Genomic DNA, 22019 nt, shown 5'->3' on the forward strand with positions numbered 1-22019 from the left:
TCCTTAAATGTCCCGCTTCTCCATGGACAGCAGACTTCCGATTCCGTAGACAGCCGCCCATACAAGGGAGCAGGTCAAAACAAATCCAGTCGGCGCGATCCCGCCCCCAGGTGTATAGAGGCCCTTCACCACGGCGGCGAGAAAGACCTGCTCCAAAGGCGGCCAGCGCAGGAGCCTTCCCAGGGCCGACACCAGAACGGCGGTCAGCCCGCTCCCGGCCACCAGGGACAGAATGATCCCCAGGGTGGTGTTTCTGGTCAGCAGAACCAGAGCCAGAGCCATGAGGGCAAACGCCCAGTGGGGCAGCCACATCCAAAGGACATACCACAAAATCTGAGAACTGGAATCCGGCACCGGGTACATGTGGATCAGCACGGGGGACAACAGCATCAGCAGGACGGATAAAACGGTAATGATTCCACTGTAAATACCCGCCAGGACAATTTTTGAACATACATAGTCCCGCCGGCGAGGGACGATGCAGCAGATATTCTTGATAAATCCGTTGGAAAAATCACCGTTTACAAACAAGGTCATTCCAATCCCGGTCATGACCAGTAAAAAGCCGCTGCCCAGGGTTTCGTGCATGAGGTCCAGCTGTGACATATTTTGGATGTACTCGCTCATCATGCGGTCAGACTCTGTGATTTCCGCTCCCTGCGCCTCCATCGCGTCCATGGTTTCCGGGTCCGCGACGGCGTAAGCCATGACAGTCACCATAATCAGCAAAACAGCCGTCACACTCAGAATAATATAGAAGCTCCGGCTTTTGAACAGCCGCCGCAGGTCCATACGCAGCATATTAAACATGATCCGCACCTCCCATACGCTCCAGGAAATAGCTCTCCAAATCCTGCTTATGCAGGCCCATCTCCTCCACCGCGATGCCCGCCTGGGTGAGAACCTGCCCCACGGCTTTCGTGTCCACAGCCTCGTAAATTCGGATCTCACCCTCGGGGCGCATTTCCCAGCGGCTCAGATGGAGCTCCCGCTCCAGCAGGGCCGCCGCTTTCTGCGGCTGGTCCGCCTGCAGGTGCAGGTAGTCGGTGCATTTCTGCGCAAGCTCCCCGGCGGTGATCTGCTCCATCAGCCGCCCCGCCTGGATGATGCCGTACCGGGTGGCGATCTTACTCAGCTCCCCCAGAATGTGAGAGCTGATGAGCAGGGTCAGCCCCCGCTCCCGGTTCAGCCGCAGCAGCAGCTCCCGCATCTCCCGGATGCCCTCCGGGTCCAGGCCGTTGATGGGCTCATCCAGGAGCAGCAGGTCCGGCCCGCCCAGCAGAGCCAGGCCCACCCCCAGCCGCTGCTTCATGCCCATGGAGTAGTGTTTGATCGGCTTTTTCTCCTTCGGGGACAGGCCTACTGTCTCCAGAATCTCGTCCACCTGCCGCGTCGGGCTGTCCAGCCCCAGCAGCGTGGCATACAGCCACAGATTCTCCCGACCGCTCAGGTCTGGGTAAAGGCCCGGCTGTTCAATGAGAGCTCCCACCCGGCGGCGGGCCACGGAGTCCCGGATGGGCTTGCCGAAGATCAGGGCCTCCCCTTGTGTGGGCCGGGCCAGGCCGCACAGGAGCTTCAACGTAGTAGACTTGCCCGCGCCGTTCCGGCCAATGAAGCCGTAGATGTCCCCCTGCTCCACCCGCAGATCCAGGTGGTCTACCGCCCAGTTGTCCTTATAGCGTTTGGACAGGCCCATCGTCTGTATCACTGCCATACAAAAGCCTCCTTTTTTGTTTGCAGGCTCAGTCTAGCAGACGGGTGCCCAAACATCGCAAAGGAAAGGTAAAAAAAGTGCAAAGTTTACTCCGCCAGCTTAAATCCGATGCCCCACACGGTCTGGATGTAGCCGTCTGTGCCGCTGGGCCGCAGCTTGGCGCGGATGTTGCTGATATGGACGGTGATGGTCTTGTCCTCCACCGCGTATGCCTCCTGCCAGACCGCCTCGTAGATCTGCTGTTTGGTAAAAACCCGCTTGGGACGGCCCACCAGCAGCTCCACGATCTTGAACTCGTGGGCGGTGAGGTTGACCGGCTGGCCGGCGGCGGTGAGGGTCATCTCCTCCAGATTCAGCACCCAGTCCCGGTAGCGCAGGAGCTCTCCTCCGGGGACGGCGCTGGCATGGCGCAGCTGCACCAGGATTCTTGCCCACAGCTCCTCCAGCTGGTAGGGCTTGGTCAGATAGTCATCCGCCCCCAGGCCCAGCAGATCCACCTTGTCGGACAGTTCCGTTTTGGCCGACAGGACGATCACTGGCGCACGGCTGGACCGGCGTATCTCTCGGATCAGTTCACTGCCGGACAGTCCCGGGAGCATCAGGTCTACCAGCAGCAGATCAACGCCGCCCGCCTGCCAGAGCAGCCGCCCCTCCGTGCCGGAAAACGCCTGGCTGCACAGGCAGCCCTTCCGTCTCAGATATTCGGCGGTGGAGTTGTTAATATCGGTATCATCTTCCACAATCAGGATGTGGGGCATGGGACGGCCTCCTCAATCAGTTTTGACCATGATAGCACATCCTGAAATGGTTGGAAATACCCTTGTGGTGAAATCTCCCCTGCGTGCTATGAAATGATCCCCTCAATATCCATACCGCTTCCGGTATCTCAGCAGCAGCGCCGCCGCCATGACCGTCCCCAGCAGCTCGGCCACCGGCGTCGCCAGCCACACGCCGGTGACGCCCCCCAGCAGGACAGGCATGATTTGAATGCTGGCGACGGTGAACAGGAACGACCGGGAGAAGGCCAGCACGGCGGACACGACACCATTGGAAAGCGCGGTGAACATGCCGCTGGCAAAGACATTCAGCCCCACGAACAGCAGAGCGATGGAGCACAGCCGGTTTCCCGTCACGGCCAGGTCATACACCGGGCTGTCCGGCCGGGTGAAAATGCCCACCAGGGGGACGGTCGCCAGAATGGAGACCACCGTGCAGAGAACGGAGGCCCCGACGATGAACCGGACGCTGAACCCCACCAGTTTTTTCAGCTTGTCGTGGTTTTGCTCCCCGTGGTAGTAGGAGATCATGGGGGCCACGCCGTAGGAGTAGCCGATGAACAGGGCGCTGACAAACATAAGTACATACATGATGATGGTGATAGCCGCCACGCCGTCCTCCCCCACATATTTCAGCATGGCCAGGTTGAACAGCAGGGTGGTGATGCCGGATACCAGGGAGGTCGCCAGCTCTGACATGCCGTTGGTGGAAGCGTGGAACAGCACCCCGCCCCGGAACACCGGCTTTTCAAAGTGGAGCAGGCTGTCCTTCTTGCGGAACACCAGGAAGCCCACCACGGCGGTGAGGGAATACCCCAGGCCGGTGGCGATGGCCGCGCCCTGGATGCCCAGGTCGAAGAGGGAGATCAGCGCGTAGTCCAGGACGATGTTGGTCACGCCCCCCGCCACGGTGCAGATCAGGGACAGCTTGGACCTGTCGGCGGCAATCAGGTACAGGGAGAAGTTATACATCAGCAGAATGGGGATGGTGAACAGCAGGTAATTGCTCAGATAGGTGTGGCAGTAGCCGAACACCGCCGGGGAGAGGCCCATAGTTCCCAGCAGGGTGTCCATGAGCGTGTAGCCCAGTGCCATCATCACCGCGCCCACCATGGCGTTGGTGAGGATCAGCAGAGTAAAATCCTGCCGGGCCTCCTGCTCTTTGCCCTCCCCCATCTTCTTCATCACCACGGCGCTGCCGCCGGTGGCCAGCATCCCGGACACCGCCGTAATCAGGGCAATGGCCGGGACGGTCAGGTTGATGGCGGACAGGGCCTCCATGCCGATCAGGTTGGAGACGAACAGCCCGTCCACCATGGTATAGAAGGTGTTGAACACCGTCATCACAATGGTAGGGAAGGCAAAGCGCAGGATGTTTTTGCCCATGACGGGCAGGTGGTAAGAATCCAGTTTGGTTTCCATGAGGTTCTCCTTTCGTGTTTCTGACGGAAAAGGCTTCTTATTCTGCAAAGCCGGCTTGCATTTGTTTCGAGCTGGTGCTATGATTGGAGCGATCAATTGAAATTTGAAGGAGAAAATAAAATGGCGCTTAGATTAAGACCTTATAACGAAAGTGATGCAGATACAATTCTTTCCTGGAGCAAAGGCGAAAGCGCTTTTTATAAGTGGTCAGCAGGTGTTTTGGGTGAGTATCCTATCAGCAAAGAGCAATTCGGCTTTGTTAACGATCTTATGGCGTTTACAGCCATTGACGATGATGAGGTAATAGGATTTTTTACAATGAGAAGACCCTCAGAGAACTTTGACGAGTTGAGATTTGGTTTCGTAATTGTAGACCCGGAAAAGCGCGGGCAAGGATATGGAAAAAGAATGTTGCAGTTGGGAATAAAATTTGCGAAAGAAATCTTTGGAGCCAAAAAGGTTTCTTTAGGTGTTTTTGAAAACAACGAATCTGCCTATTGCTGTTATAAAGCTGTAGGATTTGAGGATATTGTTTTAGCAGAAACAGAGAAGTATACCGTGCTTGGTGAAGAATGGAAATGCTTAGAGCTTGAAATGAACCTTTAAATTTGGATTTATCGGGGAACTGCCGGGAACGGCGGCTCCCCGGTTTTGCTGTTTGACATCTTTCCCGGCAGGAGGTATCATAAACCGTGTGGCCGCCACGCAGTCAAGAGGTATTTTGGACTTTTGGAAGGGAATTTTTATGGAACGTGAAAAGGGCTGGCTGACCTCCGGGGGATTTGCCAAGTTATGTGGCACCACCAAGGAGACATTACGGCACTACAAGGACATCGGCCTCCTCTCCCCGGCCCACCAGGGGGGCAACAGCTATTTCTACTACGACGTGGAGCAGTTCTACGATTTTTATGCCATCGCCATCTTCCGTCAGACGGGCACGCCCCTGGATGAGATCCGCCGCTGCCTCCAGGGACAGGACGCCGCTCAGACCTTGGCGCTGCTGCGGGAGCAGCGGGGCCGTCTGGAGGCGGAGCGGCGGAAACTGGAGCACATGGACTTCGTGCTGTCCAGCGCCCTGCACAATCTGGAGTTCGGGCCGGTTTCGGACATGGCTCCGCAGACCGCGTGGTTTGAAGCGGAGCATCTGCTGGCTCTGCCGGCGGAGGAGCTGGAGGGCCTGATGACCCCGGCGGCCAGCGAGGACGAGATGCTAATCGTTGTGCTGGAGCGGTGCCAAGCGTTGTGTGAGCAGTACGGGATTCAGACAGATTTTCAACTGGGAGCCATCCATCAGCCGGGGGAAAGGGGCGGGCCGGGGGCCATCAGCCACCTCTACACCCGAATCAAAGAAAAGGCGGACTTCCCCTATTACATGGAGAAGCCCGCCGGGCACTATTTATATCTCTGCTGTCGGGGCCGCTGGGACATTTCAGAGGGCTACTCCGCCCTCAAAAGCTATATCCAGAAACAGGGCTTGGATATTGCGGGGAATTTCTATGCCTGTGATCTGGCCGGGTTCATCCTTAACTCGGTGGAGAAAAATGCGGCGTCGATGATTTCGGTGCGGCTGTCTGATGGCCCAATTACCAACAAACAACTCTGATTAACCACCTACGTGTAGGACTTGATAAGTCAAGGTGAAAGGGACGAAAGCCTGGTATTATAGAGCCTTCGTCCCTTTCTTTTACCGTTTAGATACGGAATTTACGGATGCAGTCCAACAGGGTCACACACAGTTCCTGATACAGATCCTCGTCAAACACGCTGTCGATAATAGCTTCCTTCAGCAGCAGAGACTTATAGCGTTCCAGGAGAGCTTCCTTCGCCTGAAGGTCATCATCCTTGGCCCGGGACAGCAGTTCCTTAAAATTCATGGTATTCCCTCACAGTTCCTTTTTCAATTTCTGGATCGCCCGGTAATAGACTGCGGCGACTCCTTTATACCCCATGCCGAGTTCTGCGGTGAGATCGTCAAAGCTGCGTTTCTCCAGAGCGCGCGCAAAAAAGATGTACCGCTCCCGGTCACTGATCTGGCCGAGGGCCTGGGTTAGCATCAGGCTTTCCAGTACCGGCTGCTCCACGGAAACAGCGCTTTTCCCTTGCACCTCCATCATCTGCGCGAAAGCACTATCAAAGTCAGTAGGGAATTCATGCGCCCCCAGCTTCGTGCGCTTTTTCAGATAGGCGATTTTCTGCCAGCGGATTGCCGTCATTAAGTAGGTGGTAAACTGATTTTGCAGGATATTGTCCTCTCCCTGCCCGTTGTTTCTATACCGCATAGCGGTACCTCCGTTTCGTCTGAAATTTGGAAAATTCAGACGGGGAGGCGGGCTGCGGCATCGGGTTGGGGGACAACGAAAAGAGCAGCGGACTTTGTGGCAAAGCACAAAATCCGCTGCATCCCATGTGATAACATTGAGTGGATCAACAGGCTCCTGTTGATCAGGCAGAGGCTCGCCCGCTTCACTCGCAGGCACCTGCTCTCTGTCTGGTAGGGCAATCGGAATAGAAGTCTTTGTCTTAAAGGCCGTGTGTTGCCACGCCGAAAAGCGATTGACCAGCTCAATGTTATAGATTATATAATCCATAACATTGCTCCCTGTCCGCAGTTATGCGGACATCACACAGGCGGCCAACATGATCCTAAATTACTCTATTCTGTGGCAGCTAACGCTGCCGCCCTTGCCAAATGAAATATGGAATTGTATCAGTTCAGGCTCGAAAGACAGCGAAGATTGTCGAATAGCAGAAGCGGCCTTTACCCATTGTCTGAGTAAAGGCCGCTTTCCATGTTGAGCACTATTCGATTGCCCCCGCTCACTGACTTCACCACCCTTCCATCCGTCAAGCCTGGTAGAACTTAGGAGTTTACTGCCACAACAGCAGTTTACATGGCGAATATCAGGATAAAATCGGAGCAACATCAAGCTGATCTATTATTTGTAAAATTTCTGTGACGGAACAGATATCTTCGGATTATTTTTACTTTATTCCATTTGCCCAACATCGTCTGCTGGTTCTTTCAGATAAAAGTGACAGTAAAGGTTATAGTCCCTGGCCCGTGTAATCATCCGGAGCCAAATATAAAAGTGTTCCGTCGCGGCATACAAGTTGAACTCTGTGCGATCACTGGTGGGTTGTGCGTTGGCCCGGCAAAAGCGATTCATCGTATCCAGCGTTTTGAACTCAGGCAGCTGAAGCAGGGCCTCTGTGAATTGGTCGATCTCCTCTGACAGCTCTGGTTCAGTAGGTTCTTCGCTGCCGTGATGCCAAGTTGTCCACCATCTCCAGCCATCATAATCGGAACGGGAGTAGACCAGCTCACTGGCCGGATGCTCCAGGTGATTAAGCGGAAACGGCTTTTGGGGGCCATCATAAATGTGGCTGAAACCGCAGATCGTTGTCAGAGCAGGCCCGTCACTGTGGAGGTTCATATCCCGTCCGCATGAGAGCGCATACCATTCCCACATAGGGAGCACCTGACCACAGGCGTCTCTCAGAGCCTCATCCATTCCGCAGTCCTCGCAGATATGCACATCCGCATAACGGCTGAGGGCATTCACCACCAGTCTCCTGTTCAGCGGCTTGCCACAGCGCAGGCAAAGCGGGGGAAATTCCGCATCGGGAGCAAAGCACTTTTTATCTTTCTGCCACATCTGCTCCAAAATGGTTCTATATGTATTGATTTTCATAAAAACGCCCCTTTTTGTAGTATAAAAGCAGAGCTGACAGACTTACGCAGTCTGCCAGCTCTTTTTTCAAATCGCCTGCCTCAACCAAGGCAGGGCATTCTTGATAAGTGATATGCTGTCCTCATATCAGAGAGATTGGAACGATCAGATTGTCCTGGTCAAAGGCCCCCAGCCTGTCGGCCATGCACAGCACCGCGCCGGTCCCCCGCTCCAGGGGGGACTTGCCGATCAGCTCAAACACCTTCGTCAGCTTTTTCGGCGGCGCCGCCATCTTCTTGATCTCAATGGGGAACAGTTTCCCGTCCTGCTCCAGCAGCAGGTCGATCTCCCGGGCGTCCTTGTCCCGGTAGTAGTACAGGAACGGCTCCTGCCCGGCGTTCTGGTAGGTCTTGACAATCTCCGCCACCGTGTAGTTCTCCAGCAGCGCCCCGTTCATGGCCCCATTCATGGCCGTCTCCGGACTGCTCCAGCGGGTGAGATAGCAGACGAGGCCCGTGTCATAGAAATACAGCTTGGGCGTGGATACCGTCCGCTTCAATACATTGTTGGAGTAGGGCCGGAGCAGAAACACAATGCCCAGGGCCTCCAGAATGTGGAGCCAGTTTTTGGCCGTAGCCTGGTCGATCTCCGCGTCGTCCGCAATGCCCTTGTAGTTGACCTGCTGGCCGGCCCGGGCGGCGGCGGCCCGGAGGAAGCCCAGAAACTTCAAATCGTCGATGCCGGCAGAGAGCCGCCGCACATCCCGGTCCAGATAGGTGCTGATATAGCTGGAATAGAAGATGTTAGGGTTGGCGTACTGCCCGCTGACCAGCGCCGGCATTCCTCCGGTGAAGATCCGCTGAAAGATAGCGGGGGTGTCCAGCACTGTCCGGCGGTCCTGCCGCTCCGTCAGGGCGGACAGCTCCACCCGGAAGGGCGGCGTACCGTCGTCCTCCATGATCTCCCCGTAGGACAGCGGGGAGAGCTGTAATAGCGCCACCCGGCCGGCCAGGGACTCCTGGACACCCTCCATCATGGAAAAGAGCTGGGAGCCGGTGAGCCAGAAGTCCCCCGGTTTACGGCGGCTGTCCACCATCATTTTGATGTAGGGAAACAGCTCCGGGGCGTACTGCACCTCGTCGATCAGCAGCGGGGGCTTGTGGAGCTGGAAGAACATCTTCGGGTCGGTCTTTGCCAGCTCCCGAACCGTAAGGTCGTCCAGCGTGACCGTCTCCCGACCCCGGCCCTCCTTTTGGGCCAGATGCTCCAGCATGGTAGTCTTGCCCACCTGCCGGGGGCCGGTCACCAGGAGAACAGGGTACTGCGCGGTGATCTGCTCCAGCAGCTGCTCCATGTGGCGTCTGATATACATTGTGTTCTCCTCCTGTTCTCGGCTATATTCTTATTATAGTCCTATTATAGCCGAAGTATAAGCGTTGCGCAAGACTAATCTGTGTCTAAACCGACCGAATCATCGCCATCGTCTACAATACCTTCCCTTGTCCTGTCATCCAAATCAGGCCGGTCCAGCTTGTTCTTACGCGCCATATCCCGGTCAAAATAGGCCAAAACCTCAATGCCGTATTCATGAACAAGGAAGAAATAGGGCTTCAAGCCATCGTCGATCTCAATGACCTCGTTTGTCCACACGCTAAATCCCAGAATATCGCTGATTAACTGCTGCTCAGTCAACTCATAAAACCCTTTGGCAGTCAATACCGTACTGCACTCATGCCGCACCGCGTAGTTATGACCAGAGGGAAAACGGCGAGCGCCATCCTGCTCAAATAGAAAGTTCAGGTACCATGCGTTGGCATCTTTATAGCAATAAATGCGCATCTCAGCCGGCTCCTTACGGCGCGGACACCACGATGGGATATATACCTTTGGGTCAGAACGCTTGAATACCCTTATCTTCTTTCCACCGGAGCAATAACGGCATCCGACCCGCAAAAACGCCCCTGCAACTTTTTTCGGCACCGACTCATTGTGAACCCCATAGTATTCACAGCTTAAACAGCGGGGCTTGTGAATTGAAATTTTTGCCATCTCAGTCCACCTCCTCGCTGAAAGCGGGGCGGGACAATCCGGCCATGATCATCTGCACGGCGGCGCGGACACCAGCCTCATACGCCCGTTCTGTCACAGCGATATTTCGCTCCGACACCGCAGTTTCATACTCCTCCAACAGCTTCATACTGTCTTCGGACAGTGTTGCCGTCAGTGCCTTATAGTCCTGGCTTACAGTCTGACCAAGCCGCTGAAACTCTGGCGATACCTTGAAAATCTCCGGTTCGTAATCGCCAAAAAAGAGGTTGCGCAGAAAACTCGGGTCAGCGGATACCGGCAGAACCGCCGCCGACGCGGGTTTAGACAGTGCGGCGGTGAGTCCGTTCACCGCTTCGATCAGCTGCGGGATCTGGCGCTCAAAAAAGATACGCCCCATTTGGGTTTGATAAAATTCCATCACGATATGCTCCTTCCGATTTGTGATTTTTGATTGAGGCATCTGCGCCGGTCATAAAATGCAGGAGACGGCTGCATTACAACAGCCGTCCCCTCTGATATGCTGCGGCAAGTGGAATCCACCAGCCGCCAAAACTCACGCAATCTGCTGTTCTCCCCAGCGAATCTGGAGATTACCTTCTTCATCCACCCCCTTTTGCATCAGGAGGGCCAGAAGATTATAGTCGATACCGAATTTATCATAAATCTGATCCAAGTCGGTATCCTGACCCTTCATGAACAAATTGATTTTTTCCTTTGCAACCACCATTTGCAGCAGGTTGGACTCCAGGCTGCCGATGTAGTTGAGGAAATAGATGTCCTTGTACTCTGTGGAGGTATAGCGGATAAATCGCATGTAGAACTGGCTCATGCCAGAGTTGTTAAAGTGCATCTCCGGTATGAGAATTTTGTTGACATACTCGAAATTGACGCTGGACGGAAGGCTCTGCTGGGTGCAGAGCAGTATCCCGTTTCCGCTGTCCCGCAGGGTCTTCCGCAGTGCCCGCCGCTGTGCGAAGGTCTTGGTTGAGCCAGTGACAATAAACAGCGGCCGGTTGGGAAGGTACTCACGAAATGCCTCGGCATAAGCGTTTAAAACATTCTGGTGCCGGACGCCGATAGCGACGATCTCATTTTCCCATCCTGCCGCCATCTCCACCGCCGTCATAATTTTCAAAGGCGTACCGCCGTTGTATTCCTTCAGCGTGTTGGGAGCGGCCGCCACCCGGAGCAGCAGTGTGATCTGCTGAACAAGGCGAAGCATAGCGTCTTTACGGTGATTGCCAGTGGAAGCGAAATACTCCCGCTGCACTTTGTAAAACTCCTCCATCACCATACGATACACCGCTTTCTCTTCAGGCAAAAATTGCAGCGGTACCTGATGGATACGCCGGATCTCCTTGCCGGTAATTTCCTCAAATGTACGTGTAATGACTGTTTTAGCCAGGAGCCTATTGAGTTCATCGGCATTATAGATGTCCTGTGTTCGCTCTGTCATACCGAAAACCGTCGTCTTTTCAGGCAGATGGCAGGCAGAAAACAGGGCGTAACCGGTTTTATAGGCGGGGATAGGACAGCCATAGTACGCATTGTTCTCGCTGTTTATGCTGTTATCCTCCCGGTCACAATAGTAGGTTGTCCTGCACCACGTAATCATGTTGATGGAGTTGTTGTAAAGCAGTTCCAGCTGCGGAGCAAACTCAGAGATATTGTTCCGGGTACTGGTGCCTGTGGTCAGCAGCTTCATCCGGCAGCGGCGAAAGCAGTCCAGCGATGCCTTGGCCCTCTGCGAATCAGGGTTGGAGATTTCATCGCTTTCATCCAGGGTGAGACATATCTTCTGATTATGCCTCTTGATCCACTTCTTGATTTGCTTCTGGTACGACCCGAGCTTGTTCAATGTAACCAGCACAAAATCCCCGGGCCTGATCCGCTCCAAATCAGCCAGACGTTCCACAAATACATAGGACAGGCCGTAATTGGGCAGAACCACATCCCAGTTGTTGCGGATAGAGATGGCAGAGGATACGACCCAGGCGGAGTGTAGGCCCTGGTTTTTCATACGGTAGATGGCGGCGGCGATGGCAGCCAGCGTCTTCCCGCTGCCCTGCTCCCACTGAAGCATTCCATATCGCTTTTGCAGGATACGGTTTATGTCCTGACGCTGGATGTCATTAAGGCGAATGATTTCCTCATTTTCCGCGTCCCATAGGGTAAAGTCACGCAGCCAGGCGGCAATCTCCGGGTCCTCCAGCATATCGTGAAACGCCTGGCTCTGATTGCTGTACTCCCGGCACTTCCTTCGTAGCAGCGCCTCAAATCCGGGATATTGGCCCGGCTCATTGTTCAGCACCGCCTGATAAATAGGAACGGAGGGCCGTTTCTCTTCAGCAAGACGATGGCGGGCCTTGGTGCTATATGCCTTGTAGACGAACTGGCCTTTCTGTTTGACAAGGGCCACTACATCCCGTTCCGGCTTCCGGTTTTGCTTTCGGAGCGTCCGTCGCAGATAGGACAGCACCTGCTTTTCCGTCAGCCGTCTCTTGACCCATTCCTCATATTTCATGTTTGGTGGCTTCTCTTCTGTGTAAAACCGGTGCAGATACTCGCAGCAACGGGCATATCGGGATCTGGTCACGGGATGGGCCTTGATCTGATACAGGAGCTTTTGACTCTCATAGGCAAAATTTTTCGAGGCAGCTCGGCTATGGGACAGCTCCAACAGGATACGAGCCTTGTTCCGCTCCAGGTCAGCCTTCGGCAGCATCAAAACACGCTCATAAATCTGCTGTGCCGCCCGCTCCACATTAAAGTTGGCAGAGAGGGTGCAGACAGTCTCCGTGGTGTAGCGGCTGCTTTCAGAGGCATTGCCGCCGCTGCGTGCCTGCCAGAATTGCAGTTTGGTCGGCATACTGTTGACGCCCATGGCAGAGAAGGCATTGTCTGGCAGGATGACCTGTCCCAAAAACCGGAACTGTTTTTCCATGGTTCGGATCATACTGCCATCCATGAACAGGTCTGCTAAAAAGGACTGCGGTACGATCAATGCCAGGATACCCATGGGCTTCAGCAGTTCCGCCGCTTTTACGCAGTAGTAGAGCTGTGAGGCCATTTCGCTTCCGTCCTCCAGCCACCAACGCAGATGGAAGGGCGGATTGCCCACCACGTAGTCGAAGCGGACTCCCGGCTGATAGGAGCGGATGTCGCCATGTACCAGATTAGCCTGTGGATACAGGTAGTGGGCCACCTTATAGGCGTTCAAATCCAGTTCACATCCGTACACATTGGTTTCCACCGGCGCGTGGTTGAAAAAATTTCCCATACCACAGGTCAGGTCGGCCACCAGATCATATTCCGAGAGGTGCAGACAGGCCACCACCAACTCACAAAGTTTGGGCGGGGTAAAAAACTGCCCGCTTTCAAACGTCTTTTTCTGTTCGCTGTATTCGTGGTAGTTGTCGAAGTCCTCCTGGTTCAACCCGTGGAGGCCGCCAATCCCGGTGTAAGCATTAAAAATGTCGTCTCCAGTAATGTCATATTGAGCACAGCTATGGCTGTCAATCAGATAGAGCACTTTTTCGTTGAGCATCCGTCGCTGCTCCAAGCTGAACCGGAGATTCTGAGGCTGGTACTTCATACTACCGCCTCCCCATCCGATTCCTGATAACCTCTGCCAAGATAAGCGTCGATGAACTGATTGGCATAGTCCTCGCTGGTGAAGCGGAGGTCTACTCTTCCGTTCTTGAACAGCCGCAGTTGGGCCAGCTTCTCACATCCCCCAAAATCCATCTGATTGCATTCGTAGGTTTCATCGAACGGTGGGCTTGGGAAACATGCGGGGTATTTGTTGAGATCGCCCGTTTCAAAGTGGGCAGCGCACAGCAGGACGGGTCCCATATTACTGGTAAAAGTCCAATGCTGCCTGTCATTTTGGAACGAGCAGAAAGTTCCCAGGAATGAGATCACCGCATATTTGCGTTCAAATTTTGCCTTGTGCCTGGAATTGCACCATACCGCCTCATTGCACCGACGGCAGAGTTCTTGCAGACTTTGCTCGGAAGGCGTCCGCCCGTCAAAGCAGCTGAGGATTTGGGTAACAATGTCTTCATAATGCAGTTGGATGGAACTGGCCCAGAGAAGATATTCTTTTAGGGCCTGCTTCTTGCTTTTCGGAGGCTTCGGCAAAAGAAGCTCAGAAATTATTTTCTTCTCCTCAACTGTAATATTGTAGACCGACCGAAAATAGCCTGTCAGCTTTTGAATAAACTTTTGGTGCAGGGTATCTATCTGTACCCTGAGCCGTTGGATGGTAATTTTCGGCCCGTCATCGCCGTCAGGAACCAGATACTGATTATAGGCCCGGGGCGGACTGTCCGGTTCCCCCAGCAGCGCCTTTTGCGCAGATAACATATCTTCCCAGAAAAAAGTCAGTTCTTGAAAACCGTGGAGAGCGGCGGTGTAGGCCGCCTGCTGCCGTTCACAGAATTGCTTGTCCTGCTCAGAGATACGGGTGTCCACCTTGATCTCAACAGCGGCAAATTTCTCTATTAAGCCCATAGTCCCCTCCGCTAAAAAAGCAGCAAATTATTGATATTCATTTCAAATCGCTCCTTGTAATCTGGGGGGACGGCTGCATACTGCCAGCCGTCCCCGTGTTTAGTACAACAGTGTTCTTTCCTAAAATAAGCTAATCTGCGCCTCTTCAGGCGGTCCTTTCGCTCTTGATGTTTCACGCTGCTGAACAAGCGCATAAATCTGATCATCATCCAGCAGCTTTTCCGCCCGGCGTTTCCAAATGTCCTCCAGGTGATCCCAACCATAGGTCAGGATCATCTTTTCAACTTTCCGGATTCTCTGAGCTTTTGCCGCCTCGCGCCTTGCCCGCTTCTGGGCCTTGGCTGCTTTCAGGCTGTCGGCCGCATGAATGACCTCGATGCCGTTGGCGACATCCTGGAGATCCTGCAAAATGTCCCGCTTATCCACTCTGGCCGCCCGTAGGTTGATGACCTCGATTTCCAGCGATTTGTCAAAAAACAGATCGCGGTGGAACTCGGACCTGATTCGTTCTTCGACCCGGTGGCGGCCATATTTGACAATGGCCTCACAGATTGTTAGCGACACTGTGCTGCTCAGCAGCTTGCGGCCCTTTTCCACTATAGTTTTCCGCTGATCCGGGAACAGACCCTCGCCTTTTACAGTCCAGGATCTCCGCAGGTCGTAGAACACATTCCCCTTGCGCAAATCAAGCTCCTTTGCCAGAACGTCGCAGTAAGAGCAGCAGCCAAAATTGGCGCAGTCCATCGGGTCGTAATACGCTCTCCAGGTTTTTGCTGTACGGCCATAATGGCTCTGTTGGCGGCATACCCGACCCTTATGCTGGGCCTTAAACACTTCCCAGAGTTTATCGGCTTCTTTCCACACACGGTCGTGGACTTCATCAACGCTGCCCTCATAGGTGTATGGGCGGTCTGTCTGATGGCAGGCGCATTGATAGGACACATCATCCGAGTGTAAGGTGTACCCTTGGGTACGCAAAAGCGGGTCACGCAGCGGGCAGGGGGCGGAGGGAAACACAGGACAGCAAAGCACTGGATTCCCATTCTCCGGCCGCCAGTCAACGCCCTGGTAGGACATATAACCGTTCATAAAGTGCCTGCCGTCAGCCAGCAGACCGCAGGGCGTTTCCCATACAATGGAGCGAATTGACTCGCCCGTGTAGGTCCAGCCACCTTCGTGGTCGGCATAGGGGTGTGTCCCCGGCGGGGTATCCTCCGGAGTCCAGCCCTTCGCCAACAGCCGGCGGGTAAGCTCGTTGACCTCCTTCATATCCCCGGACACGGGATCAGGCCGAAGTGGTTCTTCATGGTGTCCCGAAGCTCCTCCACCGTCAGACCATATTCCTTTGCGATACACGCCTCACAGACAATCGCCTTGTAACCCAGCGCCCGACTGCACCGCTTGTCCCAGGAGTTCACCTCCCCGCCGCAGACGGGACAGGAGATGTCCGGGTACCAGTGCAGCTTGGCAGGAGCGGAGTAGTTCTGCTCGTTCATGCTGGTTCCTCCTCCCAACTCTAGCATTGTAATTTATGCGGCGTTTGTTGGCTCACCTGCCGACGTCTGCTCCGCAACAGCCCGAATCAATTCCCTCATGCAATCGAAAAACTTTTGGGATACACGGCCGTTTCTGGCACGGTAATATTGCAGATACTCACATTTTCCGTCCTTGATGGTGGTACTGCACAATTTTTCATTGATCCATCCCTGAGTGCGGAGCGGGACATCTATATGATAGAGCCGCATTAGATAGTTGACGATGGAATAGACGCTGGAATCACATCGGCTTCGATAAAACTTTACCGTCTCATTTTTCAAAATACCACCCTCGCGGATGATTTGAATAGCTGCCGAAACAGCCTTTTCAGCCTCTTTGTTTTGGGCCTCACAGTATGCCTTTTCCTCTTCCGCAATACGGGTTCGGCGCGCAGTCTCCTCTGCCTGTTGTTTTGCCCGATATACCGCGGAGAGTTCCACGCATCTGGCAAGCTCGTTCACCACCAGCGCCCCGGTAAAATCCGGGAAGGTCTGACCGCCGTTCTCCTTCGATTTGAGGTAGGTGCTGACATGACCATCTAACAGGTCCCGGATATACTCCGTCTGGCGAGTGGGGTCACTTCCGCATCGCTCAATCTCTTTTTTCTCTTCCGTCAAGGCGGCGCTGACTGCATCATAGCCACCGGATTCCCGGAGACTATCAATCCACTTCCCGCGTTGATCCTTGCCTCCGTACAGCTTTTTTGCAGCAGGCTCAAATCCACAGATGTCGATCAGGCTAAAATCAGTCATCCCGAGGGGGGCGAGGTAGCCGTTGATCTCTATGTGAAGTACGTACTTGTCATTCTCGGCGCGGGGATAATCCAGATCCGGTTTTCCGGCAGCACGCCAAAGCCGGTAGGTCTGTGTGCCGTCAGAGATTTCCTTTTCCAGTACCGCCCGCATTCTACGGCCCTCCCGGTTGAACATGCCGTCATAAAAGAGCGGAGTCATCAATTTGCTGTTTTCCATTTTCAACGCTCCAATCTGTTACTCAAAACTGATGTAATAATTTTTTACACGATCTCAAGGGATATCCCCTCTATAAACAGCTTTGTCCCGTATTCTGTAATCATGGCGGTTCTGCGCCCTTCCCACTCTGGGCTGTCCCCATAGTAGTCGTGCCATACTCCCTTGAAGTCATTGCCGATAGCATCGTACTCAGCCTGAGTGATGCGTACTACGGCAGAAGCATCGTGGAAAAAAATACGACCAATAAAGATTCCGCTGTCATCACGGTTCCAGTCAATGACGCAGACCTCTTTTATGCGATGGGCCGCTTTGAGTATTTTTGTATGGTGAGCACGATTTAGGGTTTTGACGACGGCGCGTTCTCCAAGATTTGTAAGATCCTGCCATTCGCATTTCAAACGGTGGCGGGCACAAAAGGCACGAATTTTCTCTTCTGCTGCTGTTGTCATGGTATATGCCCCCCCAATTATACAAAACGCGAACCGTTCTCCGGCTCAATGAAAACCACTTTCATCGGTCCATAGATACAAATAGGCTGGATTTTCCAGAGCCAGTCCACGTTTGGACCTTCTGAGCAGGAGGTACCCCAGCCACACCCATAAGTGCCCTCGAACAGTTTTTTCGTTGCAGCGTATCTCTTTTTTACCTGTTCAACATTATCTCCGCTTTTCTCTGCTGACCGAGACAGCATACAATCCAACGCATCGCTGTATGAGTAGAACAGTTTCGGAAGTGGAACATTGTAGTTACTGCACTCAATCAGCAGATAGCCAACGATGCCACAGTCCTCCACAATCCAGCCATCTTTGCCGCTATGCTCCTCTTTCATAACCCCATCCAGGCGGAAGCAGGAGTCAGTACCATCCAGGCACTTGCCAAAAATGGAATAACCGCCCTTATCGGGCTGGAACGCCTTGTTGTTGCTGGAGATGACATAGGTTCGGCTGCGCCAGGGGTAGTCTTTTTTCGCATTGGGGCCGAAAGAGGCAAACGTGATGCAGGCGGTCAGGTGGGTTTCAGGGTGCTCCCGCTCATGCTGGGAGAGCAGCTGCTTTAATTGCTTGTAATCCATAAATCACCAGTCCTTTCTGATAATAAAAGGAACCGGCAGGCTTCAACTGGTACTGCCTGTCGGTTCCTTTGCTCATTTGTCCCGCCAGACTGCGGGGATTGTTACCTTGCAATCACTTAATTTCTGGACTGCGTATCACAGGCCAAACACAGGCCAGCGATCCGCCCGCTCAAAGTCATAGCAGGCCCTGGCAGTGTTCAAGTCAATGGGATACACTCCCAGCACATGGCCGCCATAGAGGGCAACGTCAGCCGCACAGAAACGCTCGGCCTCCTGGATGGTGGGCTCTCTCACACCACAAATGCACATCCAGTAATCGTTGCCGCTCTCCTTGGGGCCAAGGCCAATGCAGATCTCAAAATACTTGCGTTTTATCTTATCCAAAATGACTTCCTCCTTCGTTCAGTGTTTTTTCGCCTTACCGTCCTGCGTGTAAAACGGACAGTTCAGGCACATGGTCTGATAGGGCAGTTCATACCCTTTGCCAGTCCACAACCGCCCCGGGTTCGGGCAGCTCTCATAAACCTTCCAAGAGGCACTTCTCCGTTTGCGGCTGTGAACACAGGTTTCATATCCGAGCGGATGAAATGGCCGCACGGCTTCACACCTCCTATCAAGCAGTTTTCGGAAGATTCTTCAGCACATCTTTTATCTGGCAGGGCATGAATACAATGCGCCAGTTCTCCGGGTGCTGCTGACCATTGCGTATCTTGTCCAAGGGAACGCGGCTCCCACAGATTGCGAGTTGCTTCCAGCGGTACTGCGGGCAGCACTCCGTTCCCTGAAAAGCAAGCTGTTCCAGTGCGTACATGGTTACCTCCCAACAATATTCTGAAGGATACGCTTCAGTTCCTCCGTATTCTCCTCATATTGGGGCATGAATGGCTGATCCAGGTCAAAGTTATAGTAGCGGTAATAGAGGATTTGGAACAGATTTTCCTTGAGTCGATCCGGCCCCAGAGCCTTGAACAGTTGTCCAAGTGTAAGGAGATTGTCGCTTTCTGCAGTCAGAAATTCCCGATCTTCCCGGCTGAAATTTTGGTACATCCAGTCCTTAACCAGGATTTTCCCGTCTGAGAAATGGGCGGAATGGCTATCCATACACTGGAAAAAATTAAATGCTTTTTCGCGCTGTCCCGGGAAGGCCGTAAACGGATACAACCGGCATACTCTGGGCCTCGCTTCATAGACGCTGCACCGACCATCCTTCAAAAATACGCAGGAATTGTCCGGGTCAGTGGTGTGCATCAGGAAAACAGGGAAAAAGCCCTCCAACATATCCGGATAGGTATAGTTGGTATAAAAGTCTTCCATATACTCCACCTCACCGCGTTCCCGCAGGAAACGGGCCAACCGATATGCGTCCACCTGCTCCGGCATAAGGTTTCCCCTTAAATTCCGGCAGCAGCTGCCGCAAAGCCGGCAGCGGAAAGGAACCCAATCCTTGGGCCTCACTGTTACTGCGTCACTCATGCGGCCTCCTGTTCTACGCCCAAAGCATGGAAGATAGCGTCCCGGTTTCGGCGGCATTCCTCCTGGGTAGCGCCGCCCTGGGTAATGGCGGCCGTATCCAGATGCCGGATATCAGAGACGGTGACCCTGCCAAAAGAGCAGCCATCCAGTGTGGCGGTCAAATAGTTGATGCTGTCAAGCGTACAGTCGATGGTATTGCACGATTTCAACCAGGCTTTCTGGAATGTCACATGGGACAGAGTGCTGTCATGGAAATGGGTATGCGCGATACTGGCATTGAAAAAGTCGGCGTGTTCCAGCACGCAGGAATGAAACTCCGAGCTGTAAATACTGGCCCCGATGAAGGAAGGGGCGCTGATCCGGCACACAGCAAAGGCGCAGTCTTGGAATGTGGAGCCGTAAAAATCCGTGCGCTCCGGCAGGCAGTAAATATTCACCTGGTCAAAATAGGTTTCCCGGAAGAACTCAGGTGGGAAGCCTGCCTTGGCCGCCCTGTCGAACAGCTTCTGATCGACGATCTTTAGGGAGCGTCCACTGCCGCTTTTATAAGTCTTGAACCGATACGCCTTGCTGCTGCTCTTTCTGTAAGATTGAGACAGCAGCGTTTTCTGGTGCAGGAAATTTTGGACATCCTGACGCAGCACAGCGATTTCACCGGCATAGTAAGTGCCGCCCTTCTGCTCCAGCTCCGCCAGCATAGCCTCGACCGTCTGCTCTGAGCGGCCCTGCAAAATATCGTTGATGGCTCTGATGCTTCCGGCCCGGTCTCCCAGGCGGAATGCCGCAGGGTCGGACATCTCCAGATAGAACGCAATGCTCCTGCTGATGTCCAGACTGCTGCGGACAGCTTTATAGTCGTTCATGTCAGCCTCCTCAAAATAGCGGCGCACCGCAAACCCAGTCAGGTCTGCGGTGCGCCCTTGAATCATTCGGCCCGATCTGTGGTCTATGCGGCCAGAGCTGCGGGAAACGCGCTCACGGCCGGCTCAAAATCAGGGCCGGTCAGCAAATAGTACCTGGTATCCAGCGTCTCAAAGCACACCTCGCCCGCGGTACGGTGATGGATCGCCATAATGCGGGCGGTGCGGGTAATTTTGCCCTGGTGAACAATGACCGCTTTGGAACCAACGGCCAGCGGACGCAGCAGAATCCCCGTCAGCGTCCTGACTTCCTTAGTCCCTAATGTCATGGGTTTGACACCTCTTTCCTCTGCTCATGTACGAAAATATTCCGGCAGTCATTCTGATACCGTTCTATGGACTGGCGTTTTGTATAGCCATAATACTGCCGCACACCCAGGTCGCCATAAATAACCCAGGCCCCGCGGATATTTTTGTCCACATGATAGATACAGCCTCTTAACATTGTGCATCCGTCCTTCTGATCAAGGGAACAGGCACAGGTAAACCCGGTACAGCTCTCTTAAAAGTCCCCGAACCCGCTTTTCGCTCATGCCCTGGATACAGGCGGTCTCCGCAATCGAGTAGCCTTGCAGCCGCATGGACGCGAGGGCATACTGCTCTTGGCTGGAGACAGCCGCCAGATCGTGCAGGAGCAATTTGGCTTCCAGCTCCTCAAATGGGTCTGGAGGTCTGGCCGGGAGTGTTTTCAGATACTTTCGCTCGGTCGCCCTCCGCCGTTCTTCCGCCCGATGGAAGGAGGCGATGCTCTGCCGCATAGCGTGCCAGGCGACAGTAGAAAATTGATAGCGGCGCAGCCAGGGTTCCGTCAGGTACCGCTTGACTGCGCGCAGGTATCCAAAAACAGCGATGTCATAATAGTCGTCAACTTCCAGCCGCCGATCCCACAGATATGTGTAAATCAAATTGTGGTTCTCTGCGGCAAAATGACGCTGTTCCTCTGTCAGCGCCTGGGGCGTGGCAAGCCGTCCCCGTTCACCGAACGGGGGCGGCTTTGTCTGTTCCTGAACAGGGTCGGCCGTATCAGGCGGGCAGCTGCTCGCGCTCGCCATCGACAACGCCCATGCCGACAGAGAAATGGGCCTCGTTGTCAGGCAGATCCATGGAACCGGAACCAACCTCAATGGCGCCGGACTCCATTTCCTTGCTGGCGGCCTGCTCGGTCAGCGTATTCTTGATCTGCAGGCGGAACGTATCCGCATACGCCTTCACCGCAGCCAGCTCCTCGCCGGAGAGGTCCCGCACCTTGCAGAAGGTGGCGACGCTGTAATCGTAGCCGTTGCTGCTCATGCGCTTCAGGCCGATCCGGACGATGCTGCTGTAAAGGGGCCGCTGACGCCGGGCAAACGCCGCGTTGTAGAAGGCGTTGTAGGGCGTGAGGCTGGTCGGCGGAAGGGAAATCTGGATGGGCACGAACTCACCGCTGCGGAGCAGATAGAGCGTCCGCTGATTCTTACACGCCTTCCCCCGGCCATTGCTGGCGCTGCCGAAGGTATTGAACCCACAGCTGGCACACAGGCCGCCGGGATTGCCATAGCCGATCTTCCCGTCCACGGACTGGCACAGGGGCGGAGTGTTGTCCTCATACTCCTCACCCTCCGGCCAGTAGGAATTGGCGGGGTGGTTGAACAGGAGGATGCCCTCCAGCTCGGGAACGTAATCCGGGCGCTCCGGGTTGTCGCTCTCCATCTCGAACTGCAAGACGCCGCCGCCGGGGATCTTGACCTTGGGGAACGTGAGCCGCAGGCCCTCCATATCCTCGGAGAGATCATCGGAGGGAGCGTTGATGCCCATAGCGGTGGGCAGAATGAACTGGGCGCACTCCATGACAGTGGTATTGTTCTGATTGTTCTGGCTATACATAAATTGTTCCTCCTATAAAATGTTGATATTGGTGGTA

Annotated in this window: 26 protein-coding genes; 2 read left to right on the forward strand and 24 right to left on the reverse strand. The window is 54.3% G+C overall.

Features of this window, described 5'->3' with window-relative positions:
* Positions 1–3: 3 nt before the first annotated feature.
* The 4 genes from VV088_RS12945 to VV088_RS12960 all read right to left on the reverse strand — a co-directional run bounded on the left by VV088_RS12945 (position 4) and on the right by VV088_RS12960 (position 3912).
* Positions 4–810, reverse strand: coding sequence for an ABC transporter permease (locus VV088_RS12945; RefSeq protein WP_334601129.1), 807 nt, complete (start codon positions 808–810; stop codon positions 4–6).
* Positions 803–1714 (reverse strand): ATP-binding cassette domain-containing protein, encoded by a 912-nt coding sequence (locus VV088_RS12950; protein WP_334601130.1) that lies wholly within the window; start codon positions 1712–1714, stop codon positions 803–805. The genes VV088_RS12945 and VV088_RS12950 overlap by 8 nt, the downstream gene beginning before the upstream one ends.
* Positions 1715–1800: 86 nt before the next feature.
* Positions 1801–2472, reverse strand: a complete 672-nt coding sequence (locus VV088_RS12955) for a response regulator transcription factor (RefSeq protein ID WP_334601131.1) — start codon at positions 2470–2472, stop codon at positions 1801–1803.
* Between the two features lie 102 nt (positions 2473–2574).
* Positions 2575–3912 carry an MATE family efflux transporter gene (locus VV088_RS12960; RefSeq protein WP_334601132.1) on the reverse strand — a complete coding sequence of 446 codons (1338 nt, stop codon included), beginning with the start codon at positions 3910–3912 and terminating at the stop codon, positions 2575–2577.
* A 96-nt stretch (positions 3913–4008) separates the two neighbouring features.
* Between VV088_RS12960 and VV088_RS12965 the strand changes: the two genes are divergently transcribed.
* Together VV088_RS12965 and VV088_RS12970 are read left to right on the forward strand one after the other, a co-directional pair.
* Complete coding sequence (locus VV088_RS12965) at positions 4009–4518, forward strand: GNAT family N-acetyltransferase (RefSeq protein WP_334601133.1); 510 nt, start codon at positions 4009–4011, stop codon at positions 4516–4518.
* 139 nt (positions 4519–4657) lie between these two features.
* Complete coding sequence (locus VV088_RS12970) at positions 4658–5515, forward strand: MerR family transcriptional regulator (protein WP_334601134.1); 858 nt, start codon at positions 4658–4660, stop codon at positions 5513–5515.
* Positions 5516–5603: 88 nt separating this feature from the next.
* Here the strand turns inward: VV088_RS12970 and VV088_RS12975 are convergent, their stop codons facing one another.
* The 20 genes from VV088_RS12975 to VV088_RS13070 form a co-directional block, all read right to left on the reverse strand.
* On the reverse strand, positions 5604–5786 hold the full coding sequence (locus VV088_RS12975) for a helix-turn-helix domain-containing protein (RefSeq protein WP_334601135.1): 183 nt from the start codon (positions 5784–5786) through the stop codon (positions 5604–5606).
* A 9-nt stretch (positions 5787–5795) separates the two neighbouring features.
* Positions 5796–6500, reverse strand: a complete 705-nt coding sequence (locus VV088_RS12980; protein WP_334601136.1) for a sigma-70 family RNA polymerase sigma factor — start codon at positions 6498–6500, stop codon at positions 5796–5798.
* A 399-nt stretch (positions 6501–6899) separates the two neighbouring features.
* The gene (locus VV088_RS12985) at positions 6900–7604 is read right to left on the reverse strand and encodes a hypothetical protein (protein ID WP_334601137.1); all 705 of its coding nucleotides are present in this window, start codon (positions 7602–7604) and stop codon (positions 6900–6902) included.
* Positions 7605–7725: 121 nt separating this feature from the next.
* On the reverse strand, positions 7726–8955 hold the full coding sequence (locus VV088_RS12990) for an ATP-binding protein (RefSeq protein WP_334601138.1): 1230 nt from the start codon (positions 8953–8955) through the stop codon (positions 7726–7728).
* A 74-nt stretch (positions 8956–9029) separates the two neighbouring features.
* On the reverse strand, positions 9030–9632 hold the full coding sequence (locus VV088_RS12995) for a hypothetical protein (RefSeq protein WP_334601139.1): 603 nt from the start codon (positions 9630–9632) through the stop codon (positions 9030–9032).
* Between the two features lies 1 nt (position 9633).
* The gene (locus VV088_RS13000) at positions 9634–10050 is read right to left on the reverse strand and encodes a DUF6809 family protein (protein WP_334601140.1); all 417 of its coding nucleotides are present in this window, start codon (positions 10048–10050) and stop codon (positions 9634–9636) included.
* A 135-nt stretch (positions 10051–10185) separates the two neighbouring features.
* Positions 10186–13227 carry an SNF2-related protein gene (locus VV088_RS13005; protein ID WP_334601141.1) on the reverse strand — a complete coding sequence of 1014 codons (3042 nt, stop codon included), beginning with the start codon at positions 13225–13227 and terminating at the stop codon, positions 10186–10188.
* On the reverse strand, positions 13224–14147 hold the full coding sequence (locus tag VV088_RS13010; RefSeq protein ID WP_334601142.1) for a hypothetical protein: 924 nt from the start codon (positions 14145–14147) through the stop codon (positions 13224–13226). The genes VV088_RS13005 and VV088_RS13010 overlap by 4 nt, the downstream gene beginning before the upstream one ends.
* A gap of 120 nt (positions 14148–14267) precedes the next feature.
* Positions 14268–15416, reverse strand: a complete 1149-nt coding sequence (locus VV088_RS13015; protein ID WP_334601143.1) for a hypothetical protein — start codon at positions 15414–15416, stop codon at positions 14268–14270.
* Positions 15413–15643 (reverse strand): hypothetical protein, encoded by a 231-nt coding sequence (locus tag VV088_RS13020; RefSeq protein ID WP_334601144.1) that lies wholly within the window; start codon positions 15641–15643, stop codon positions 15413–15415. Before VV088_RS13020 ends, VV088_RS13015 begins: the two co-directional genes overlap by 4 nt.
* Positions 15644–15676: 33 nt before the next feature.
* The gene (locus tag VV088_RS13025) at positions 15677–16654 is read right to left on the reverse strand and encodes a hypothetical protein (RefSeq protein WP_334601145.1); all 978 of its coding nucleotides are present in this window, start codon (positions 16652–16654) and stop codon (positions 15677–15679) included.
* A 44-nt stretch (positions 16655–16698) separates the two neighbouring features.
* The gene (locus tag VV088_RS13030) at positions 16699–17103 is read right to left on the reverse strand and encodes a hypothetical protein (protein WP_334601146.1); all 405 of its coding nucleotides are present in this window, start codon (positions 17101–17103) and stop codon (positions 16699–16701) included.
* Positions 17104–17120: 17 nt separating this feature from the next.
* Positions 17121–17726 carry a hypothetical protein gene (locus VV088_RS13035; protein WP_334601147.1) on the reverse strand — a complete coding sequence of 202 codons (606 nt, stop codon included), beginning with the start codon at positions 17724–17726 and terminating at the stop codon, positions 17121–17123.
* Between the two features lie 135 nt (positions 17727–17861).
* Complete coding sequence (locus VV088_RS13040; RefSeq protein WP_334601148.1) at positions 17862–18110, reverse strand: hypothetical protein; 249 nt, start codon at positions 18108–18110, stop codon at positions 17862–17864.
* Between the two features lie 229 nt (positions 18111–18339).
* On the reverse strand, positions 18340–18537 hold the full coding sequence (locus tag VV088_RS13045) for a hypothetical protein (RefSeq protein ID WP_334601149.1): 198 nt from the start codon (positions 18535–18537) through the stop codon (positions 18340–18342).
* A 2-nt stretch (positions 18538–18539) separates the two neighbouring features.
* Positions 18540–19256, reverse strand: coding sequence for a YkgJ family cysteine cluster protein (locus VV088_RS13050; protein WP_334601150.1), 717 nt, complete (start codon positions 19254–19256; stop codon positions 18540–18542).
* Positions 19196–20062: a pentapeptide repeat-containing protein gene (locus VV088_RS13055; protein ID WP_334601151.1), complete on the reverse strand. Its 867-nt coding sequence runs from the start codon at positions 20060–20062 to the stop codon at positions 19196–19198. Before VV088_RS13055 ends, VV088_RS13050 begins: the two co-directional genes overlap by 61 nt.
* Positions 20063–20145: 83 nt before the next feature.
* Entirely contained in the window at positions 20146–20388 is a 243-nt protein-coding gene (locus VV088_RS13060) for a hypothetical protein (protein WP_334601152.1), read from the reverse strand.
* 195 nt (positions 20389–20583) lie between these two features.
* The gene (locus VV088_RS13065; protein ID WP_334601153.1) at positions 20584–21171 is read right to left on the reverse strand and encodes an ECF-type sigma factor; all 588 of its coding nucleotides are present in this window, start codon (positions 21169–21171) and stop codon (positions 20584–20586) included.
* Positions 21143–21982, reverse strand: a complete 840-nt coding sequence (locus tag VV088_RS13070) for a hypothetical protein (protein WP_334601154.1) — start codon at positions 21980–21982, stop codon at positions 21143–21145. The genes VV088_RS13065 and VV088_RS13070 overlap by 29 nt, the downstream gene beginning before the upstream one ends.
* Positions 21983–22019: the final 37 nt, after the last annotated feature.

It is taken from the genome of Lawsonibacter sp. JLR.KK007, assembly GCF_036941135.1.
In the GTDB taxonomy this organism is placed as follows: domain Bacteria; phylum Bacillota; class Clostridia; order Oscillospirales; family Oscillospiraceae; genus Lawsonibacter.

What these genes read in the sequence shown, in the direction of transcription:
- VV088_RS13020 (WP_334601144.1), bottom strand. Translation starts at nt 15,643, where the DNA reads ATGAACGAGCAGAACTACTCCGCTCCTGCCAAGCTGCACTGGTACCCG.
- VV088_RS13000 (WP_334601140.1), bottom strand. Translation starts at nt 10,050, where the DNA reads ATGGAATTTTATCAAACCCAAATGGGGCGTATCTTTTTTGAGCGCCAG.
- VV088_RS12980 (WP_334601136.1), bottom strand. Translation starts at nt 6,500, where the DNA reads ATGGATTATATAATCTATAACATTGAGCTGGTCAATCGCTTTTCGGCG.
- VV088_RS13030 (WP_334601146.1), bottom strand. Translation starts at nt 17,103, where the DNA reads ATGACAACAGCAGCAGAAGAGAAAATTCGTGCCTTTTGTGCCCGCCAC.
- VV088_RS13060 (WP_334601152.1), bottom strand. Translation starts at nt 20,388, where the DNA reads ATGACATTAGGGACTAAGGAAGTCAGGACGCTGACGGGGATTCTGCTG.
- VV088_RS13065 (WP_334601153.1), bottom strand. Translation starts at nt 21,171, where the DNA reads ATGGCGAGCGCGAGCAGCTGCCCGCCTGATACGGCCGACCCTGTTCAG.
- VV088_RS13045 (WP_334601149.1), bottom strand. Translation starts at nt 18,537, where the DNA reads ATGTACGCACTGGAACAGCTTGCTTTTCAGGGAACGGAGTGCTGCCCG.
- VV088_RS13025 (WP_334601145.1), bottom strand. Translation starts at nt 16,654, where the DNA reads ATGGAAAACAGCAAATTGATGACTCCGCTCTTTTATGACGGCATGTTC.
- VV088_RS12985 (WP_334601137.1), bottom strand. Translation starts at nt 7,604, where the DNA reads ATGAAAATCAATACATATAGAACCATTTTGGAGCAGATGTGGCAGAAA.
- VV088_RS12995 (WP_334601139.1), bottom strand. Translation starts at nt 9,632, where the DNA reads ATGGCAAAAATTTCAATTCACAAGCCCCGCTGTTTAAGCTGTGAATAC.
- VV088_RS13015 (WP_334601143.1), bottom strand. Translation starts at nt 15,416, where the DNA reads ATGAAGGAGGTCAACGAGCTTACCCGCCGGCTGTTGGCGAAGGGCTGG.
- VV088_RS13005 (WP_334601141.1), bottom strand. Translation starts at nt 13,227, where the DNA reads ATGAAGTACCAGCCTCAGAATCTCCGGTTCAGCTTGGAGCAGCGACGG.
- VV088_RS12960 (WP_334601132.1), bottom strand. Translation starts at nt 3,912, where the DNA reads ATGGAAACCAAACTGGATTCTTACCACCTGCCCGTCATGGGCAAAAAC.
- VV088_RS13035 (WP_334601147.1), bottom strand. Translation starts at nt 17,726, where the DNA reads ATGGATTACAAGCAATTAAAGCAGCTGCTCTCCCAGCATGAGCGGGAG.
- VV088_RS12990 (WP_334601138.1), bottom strand. Translation starts at nt 8,955, where the DNA reads ATGTATATCAGACGCCACATGGAGCAGCTGCTGGAGCAGATCACCGCG.
- VV088_RS13050 (WP_334601150.1), bottom strand. Translation starts at nt 19,256, where the DNA reads ATGCCGCCGAAACCGGGACGCTATCTTCCATGCTTTGGGCGTAGAACA.
- VV088_RS13055 (WP_334601151.1), bottom strand. Translation starts at nt 20,062, where the DNA reads ATGAACGACTATAAAGCTGTCCGCAGCAGTCTGGACATCAGCAGGAGC.
- VV088_RS13070 (WP_334601154.1), bottom strand. Translation starts at nt 21,982, where the DNA reads ATGTATAGCCAGAACAATCAGAACAATACCACTGTCATGGAGTGCGCC.
- VV088_RS12970 (WP_334601134.1), top strand. Translation starts at nt 4,658, where the DNA reads ATGGAACGTGAAAAGGGCTGGCTGACCTCCGGGGGATTTGCCAAGTTA.
- VV088_RS12975 (WP_334601135.1), bottom strand. Translation starts at nt 5,786, where the DNA reads ATGAATTTTAAGGAACTGCTGTCCCGGGCCAAGGATGATGACCTTCAG.
- VV088_RS12945 (WP_334601129.1), bottom strand. Translation starts at nt 810, where the DNA reads ATGTTTAATATGCTGCGTATGGACCTGCGGCGGCTGTTCAAAAGCCGG.
- VV088_RS13010 (WP_334601142.1), bottom strand. Translation starts at nt 14,147, where the DNA reads ATGGGCTTAATAGAGAAATTTGCCGCTGTTGAGATCAAGGTGGACACC.
- VV088_RS12955 (WP_334601131.1), bottom strand. Translation starts at nt 2,472, where the DNA reads ATGCCCCACATCCTGATTGTGGAAGATGATACCGATATTAACAACTCC.
- VV088_RS12950 (WP_334601130.1), bottom strand. Translation starts at nt 1,714, where the DNA reads ATGGCAGTGATACAGACGATGGGCCTGTCCAAACGCTATAAGGACAAC.